Origin of the sequence: Microbacterium sp., assembly GCF_039812165.1 — a bacterium.
Classification (GTDB): Bacteria; Actinomycetota; Actinomycetes; order Actinomycetales; family Microbacteriaceae; genus Microbacterium.
Genome location: NZ_JBDIAB010000203.1, coordinates 1 through 4,918 on the forward strand (window position 1 = coordinate 1; position 4,918 = coordinate 4,918).

3 protein-coding genes and 1 pseudogene are annotated in these 4,918 nt (G+C 73.2%); 2 read left to right on the forward strand and 2 right to left on the reverse strand.

All coding sequences use genetic code 11. The annotated features are described in order from the left end of the window. Positions 1-229 precede the first annotated feature (229 nt). Positions 230-2,635 carry an FdhF/YdeP family oxidoreductase gene (locus WML84_RS12810; protein WP_347346528.1) on the reverse strand — a complete coding sequence of 802 codons (2,406 nt, stop codon included), beginning with the start codon at positions 2,633-2,635 and terminating at the stop codon, positions 230-232. Between the two features lie 174 nt (positions 2,636-2,809). Between WML84_RS12810 and WML84_RS12815 the strand changes: the two genes are divergently transcribed. Together WML84_RS12815 and WML84_RS12820 are read left to right on the forward strand one after the other, a co-directional pair. Beyond that, positions 2,810-3,910 carry a Dyp-type peroxidase gene (locus WML84_RS12815; protein WP_347346529.1) on the forward strand — a complete coding sequence of 367 codons (1,101 nt, stop codon included), beginning with the start codon at positions 2,810-2,812 and terminating at the stop codon, positions 3,908-3,910. Continuing rightward, a complete protein-coding gene (locus WML84_RS12820) occupies positions 3,907-4,707 on the forward strand; it encodes a family 1 encapsulin nanocompartment shell protein (protein ID WP_347346530.1) in 801 nt (266 codons plus the stop codon). The genes WML84_RS12815 and WML84_RS12820 overlap by 4 nt, the downstream gene beginning before the upstream one ends. Before the next feature lie 23 nt (positions 4,708-4,730). Here the strand turns inward: WML84_RS12820 and WML84_RS12825 are convergent. After that, positions 4,731-4,918: pseudogene (locus WML84_RS12825) on the reverse strand (hypothetical protein); the annotation flags it as partial.

Below are 4,918 nucleotides of genomic sequence, written 5' to 3' on the forward strand. Positions count from 1 at the left end.
CGTACTCGGGCGGTACGTCCGTGGCCCGGTCGAGCCGGACGCCCTCGGGGAACGACCGCGCGGCGGTGGCCGGGGCGGCGAGCATCTCGAGGGTGGTGGTCGTGACCTTCACGGGGCTCCCTTCGGCGCGGGCGGTGCGCACCGGCATCCGTCCTCGGCCAGGATAGGCCGCCCGCGCCGCGCCGTGGACGGAGCGGTGGGGCGACGTGACGGAGAGCCCGCGACCGGTTCAGTCGGCGGATGCCGTGACCCGCACCCGGATGCTCTTCATGAGCGGCTGGTCGCTCTGTGCGCTGTAGTCGGCGGGGCCGAGCAGCACGTTCAGCTCGGGCATGTAGCCCGCGGCGCTCCCGCGCGGCAGGTCGTAGCCGAGCGCGCGGAACGCGCGCACCGCGCGGTGCGAGCCGTCCTTCGAGGTCGCGACGATGTCGACGTGGTCGCCCTCGGCGAGGCCGCGGTCGCGCATGTCGCGCTCGTTCATGAGGATCAGCTCGCGGATGCCCCGCACCCCGCGATAGCGGTCGTCGTCGGAGTAGATCGTGGTGTTCCACTGGTCGTGCGAGCGCATCGTCTGCAGCACGAGCACGTCGGAGTCCTCCGGGATCACGTCGGGCAGGGGCGCGAGCGAGAACTCGGCGCGCCCCGAGGGCGTGCGGAAGTCGCGGTCGCGGGCGGGCTGCGGGATGCGGAACCCGTACGGCCGGCGCACCAGCTCGTTGAACCCCTCGAAGCCGGGGAGCACGCGCGCCATCGTGTCGCGGATGCGGTCGTAGTCGTCGACGTACGCCTCCCACGGGGTCGCACTGTCGGGCAGCGTCGCGCGGGCGATGCCGGTGATGATCGCCGGCTCGCTGCGCAGGTGCGGCGAGGCAGGGCGACGGGTGCCGATCGACAGCTGCACCGAGCTCATGGCATCCTCCGTCGAGACCCCCTGCGGTCCGCTGCGCTGCTCGTCGCGCTCGGTGCGGCCGATGCACGGCAGGATCAGTGCGGCGCGGCCGTGCACGAGGTGGCTGCGGTTGAGCTTGGTGCTCACGTGCACGGTCAGGCTGCACTGCCGCAGACCCTCGGCCGTGAAGACGGTGTCAGGGGCGGCGCGCACGAAGTTGCCGCCCATGCCGACGAACACCTTCACGGCACCGGCGTGCATCGCGGCGACCGTGTGCACGGTGTCGAGGCCCCGCGAGCGGGGCGAGCGGATGCCGCAGACCTCGTCGAGCCGGTCGAGGAAGTCGTCGCCCGGCTCGTGGTTGATGCCGCACGTCCGGTTGCCCTGCACGTTGCTGTGCCCGCGCACCGGCGACGGGCCGGTGCCGGTGCGACCGATGTTGCCGCGCAGGAGCAGCAGGTTCACGATCTCGCGGATCGTGTCGACGCCGTGCTCGTGCTGGCTGACGCCGAGGCACCAGCTGATCACGGTGCGCCCGGCGGCGAGGTAGACGCCCGCGGCGCGCCGGATGTCGGCCTCGGCGAGGCCGGACTGCTCGACGAGCTCGTCCCACCCGGTGGACTCGACGAGCGCGCGGTACTCGTCGAGCCCCTGCGTGTGCGCGTCGAGGAAGGCCTGGTCGAGCGCGTGCGGGTCGGTCTGCGCCGCTTCGAACACGACCTTGGCCATGCCGCGGATCAGGGCGAGGTCGCCGCCGGGGCGCACCTGCAGGTTGTCGGTGCTGGTCGCGGTGGTCTTGAACCGGGCCATGTCGAGGATCTCGTGCGGCACGATCGTGCGCGTCGCGCCGGCCTCGACGAGCGGGTTGACGTGCACGACCTGCGCGCCCCGGTGCACCGCGGCGGCGAGCGAGGTGAGCATGCGGGGCGCGTTCGAGGCCGCGTTGACGCCGAGGACGAACAGCGCGTCGCACGTCGCCCAGTCCTCCAGGTCGGCGGTGCCCTTGCCGGTCGCGAGCGACGCGTTGAGGGCGCGACCGGATGCCTCGTGGCACATGTTCGAGCAGTCCGGCAGGTTGTTGGTGCCGTACTCGCGGGCCATCAGCTGATATAGGAACGACGCCTCGTTGCCCAGACGTCCGGATGTGTAGAACGCGGCCCGGTCGGGGGTGTCGAGTGCGCGCAGCTCCGCGCCGACGAGGGCGAAGGCGTCGTCCCACGCGATGGGCACGTAGTGGTCGGTCGCGGCGTCGTAGACCATCGGCTCGGTCAGGCGCCCCTGGTCCTCGAGGGCGAAGTCGGTCCAGCCGGCGAGCTCGCTCACGGTGTGCGCCGCGAAGAAGGCGCGGTCGACGCGCTTGCGCGTCATCTCCCACGTCACGTGCTTGATGCCGTTCTCGCAGATGTCGAGCATGACGCCTGGGTCGTCGGGCCACGCGCAGCCCGGGCAGTCGAAGCCGCGGACGGGGTGGTTCATCGTGAACATCGCGCGGGTGCCGGCCACGGGTGCGCGCTGGCGCAGCAGCACCTGCCCGACCGAGAGCGCCGCGCCCCAGCCGGCGGCGGGGTGATGGTACGGGTGGCTCGACCACGCGCCGTCGGTGGCCGGGCCGTAGCCGCCCTGACGTGGGACGTCGGGCATGAGGCCGAGGGCGGTGCGCACGCTCGCGCCGTTCGCGAACCGATCACCGTTCGCGACCTCGGGGCCGGGGCTCCCGGCATCCGCCTCCCGTGCTCCCTCGGCCATGGCGCTCCTCCTCATCCGACGCCGGGCAGGTGCGCGGCGGCATCCTTCCTCATCCTGCGTCGGGGCCACGGGCGAATCAAGGGCCCCCGTGACGCCCGCGGCCGCGCGTGCGGCGGCTTGTCGCAGGCCGGGCGGCGGGGCAGACTGGGCCGGGGTGGCGGAAGCGAGGCAGGCATGGCGGGAACGGCGGACGAACGGGTGCCGATCGCGCCGCAACAGGTGGACGCACCCCTGACGCGGTCGGCCGTGTTCCTCGTGCTCGTCGTGGTCGACGGCGACGCGGCGATGGCCACCGCGCGCGACGTCGTCTCGGGCGTCGGCGACCTCGTGAAGACCGTCGGCTTCCGCGACCTATCGGCGCGGCTGTCGTGCACGGTCGGGATCGGCAGCCGCATCTGGCCCGACCTGACCGGGCGGCCGAGGCCCGGCGAGCTCCACCCGTTCCGCGAGTTCGCCGGAGCGGCCCACACCGCGATCGCGACGCCCGGAGACCTCCTCTTCCACATCCGCGCCGACCGTCAGGACCTCTGCTTCGAGCTGGAGCGGCTGCTGCTCGAGGCGTTCGGCGACGCCGTCACCCTCGCCGACGAGGTCTCGGGCTTCCGCTACTTCGACGATCGCGACCTGCTCGGCTTCGTCGACGGCACCGCGAACCCGGTCGGTCCCGACCTGCCGGCATCCACTCTCGTCGGCGACGAGGACCCCGAGTTCGCCGGCGGAAGCTACGTCGTGGTGCAGAAGTACACGCATCCCCTGGGCGCGTGGCAGGCGATCACGACCGAGCAGCAGGAGGCCATCATGGGCCGCCGCAAGGCCGACAACGTCGAGCTGCCCGACGCCACCAGCGGGCAGAGGTCGCACAAGACGCTCGCGACGATCACCGACGACCAGGGCGAGCATGACATCCTGCGCGACAACATGCCGTTCGCCCGACCTGCGCACGGCGAGTACGGCACGTACTTCATCGGGTACACGCGCCGGCTGTGGGTGCTGGAGCGCATGCTGGAGCGCATGTTCGTCGGCGATCCCCCGGGCCTGCACGACCGGCTGCTCGACTTCTCCACCCCGCGGACGGGGACCACCTTCTTCGCCCCGCCGGCCGACATGCTCGCCGCGATCGGCGACGGCGGCGACGCGGACGGCGACGCCTCGGACGTCGGCGCCGCGGACGCGGATGCCGCGGGGACGCCGTCGGCCACGGCCGAGGCATCCGTCGACCACTCACTCGCCATCGGCTCTCTCAGGCCCGCCACGGGCGGAAGGACGGCATCATGAACCACCTGCTGCGCGGGCTCGCCCCGCTGACCCCCGAGACCTGGGAGCTCGTCGACGCCGAGGCGAAGTCGCGCCTGTCGGTGGCGCTCGGCGCGCGTCGCCTCGTCGACTTCGCCGGACCGCTCGGCTGGCAGCACTCCGCCACGAGCACCGGACGGGTCGGCCCGGCGGTCGCCGCTCCCGTCGAGGGCGTCACCGCCCGCGCCCGCACGGTGCTGCCGCTGGCCGAGGTGCGCGCCGACTTCACGCTGTCGCGCGTGGAGCTCGACGCCGCCGCGCGCGGCGCGGTCGACGTCGACCTGTCCAGCCTCGACCAGGCGGCCCTCGCCATCGCCCGCACCGAGAACGCGACCGTGTTCGACGGCTGGCCGGCGCTCGGGATGATCGGGATCGCCCACGCCTCGCCGCACAAGCCGATCGCGGCGGGCGACGACCCGAGCCGGCTCGCGGCGCGCGTGGCCGCGGCCGTGGGCGTGCTGAAGCAGTCCGACGTGGGCGGCCCGTACGCGCTGGCGCTCGGCCACGACGCGTGGGTGAGCGTCGTGGGCGGCAACGACGCGGGCGGCGCGCCCCTGCTCGGACACCTGCGGCACGTCCTCGACGGGCCGGTCGAGTGGGTCCCCGGCATCGCGAACCCCGTCGTGCTGAGCCTGCGCGGCGGCGACTTCATTCTCGAGTGCGGCGAGGACCTCTCGGTGGGCTACTCCTCGCACACCGCCGACGCCGTGGAGCTCTACCTCCAGGAGACGGTCAGCTTCCGCGTCGCGACCCCCGAGGCGGCCGTCGCGCTCGTCTGATCCGCGCCGGCGGCGGGATGCCGTCAGCCGACCGCCGCGCGCACGAGCGCGGTGACCCGCTCCTCCACCGCGGGCGTCCAGGCGCGCACCGCGAAGCCGATCGGCCACAGGTCGCCGTCGTCGAGGTTCGCGCGGTCCTCGAAGCCGATCGTGGCGTAGCGCGTCTTGAACTTCTTCGCGGGCTGGAGGAAGACGACGATCTTGCCCTCGG

What these genes read in the sequence shown, in the direction of transcription:
- WML84_RS12810 (WP_347346528.1), bottom strand. Translation starts at nt 2,635, where the DNA reads ATGGCCGAGGGAGCACGGGAGGCGGATGCCGGGAGCCCCGGCCCCGAG.
- WML84_RS12815 (WP_347346529.1), top strand. Translation starts at nt 2,810, where the DNA reads ATGGCGGGAACGGCGGACGAACGGGTGCCGATCGCGCCGCAACAGGTG.
- WML84_RS12820 (WP_347346530.1), top strand. Translation starts at nt 3,907, where the DNA reads ATGAACCACCTGCTGCGCGGGCTCGCCCCGCTGACCCCCGAGACCTGG.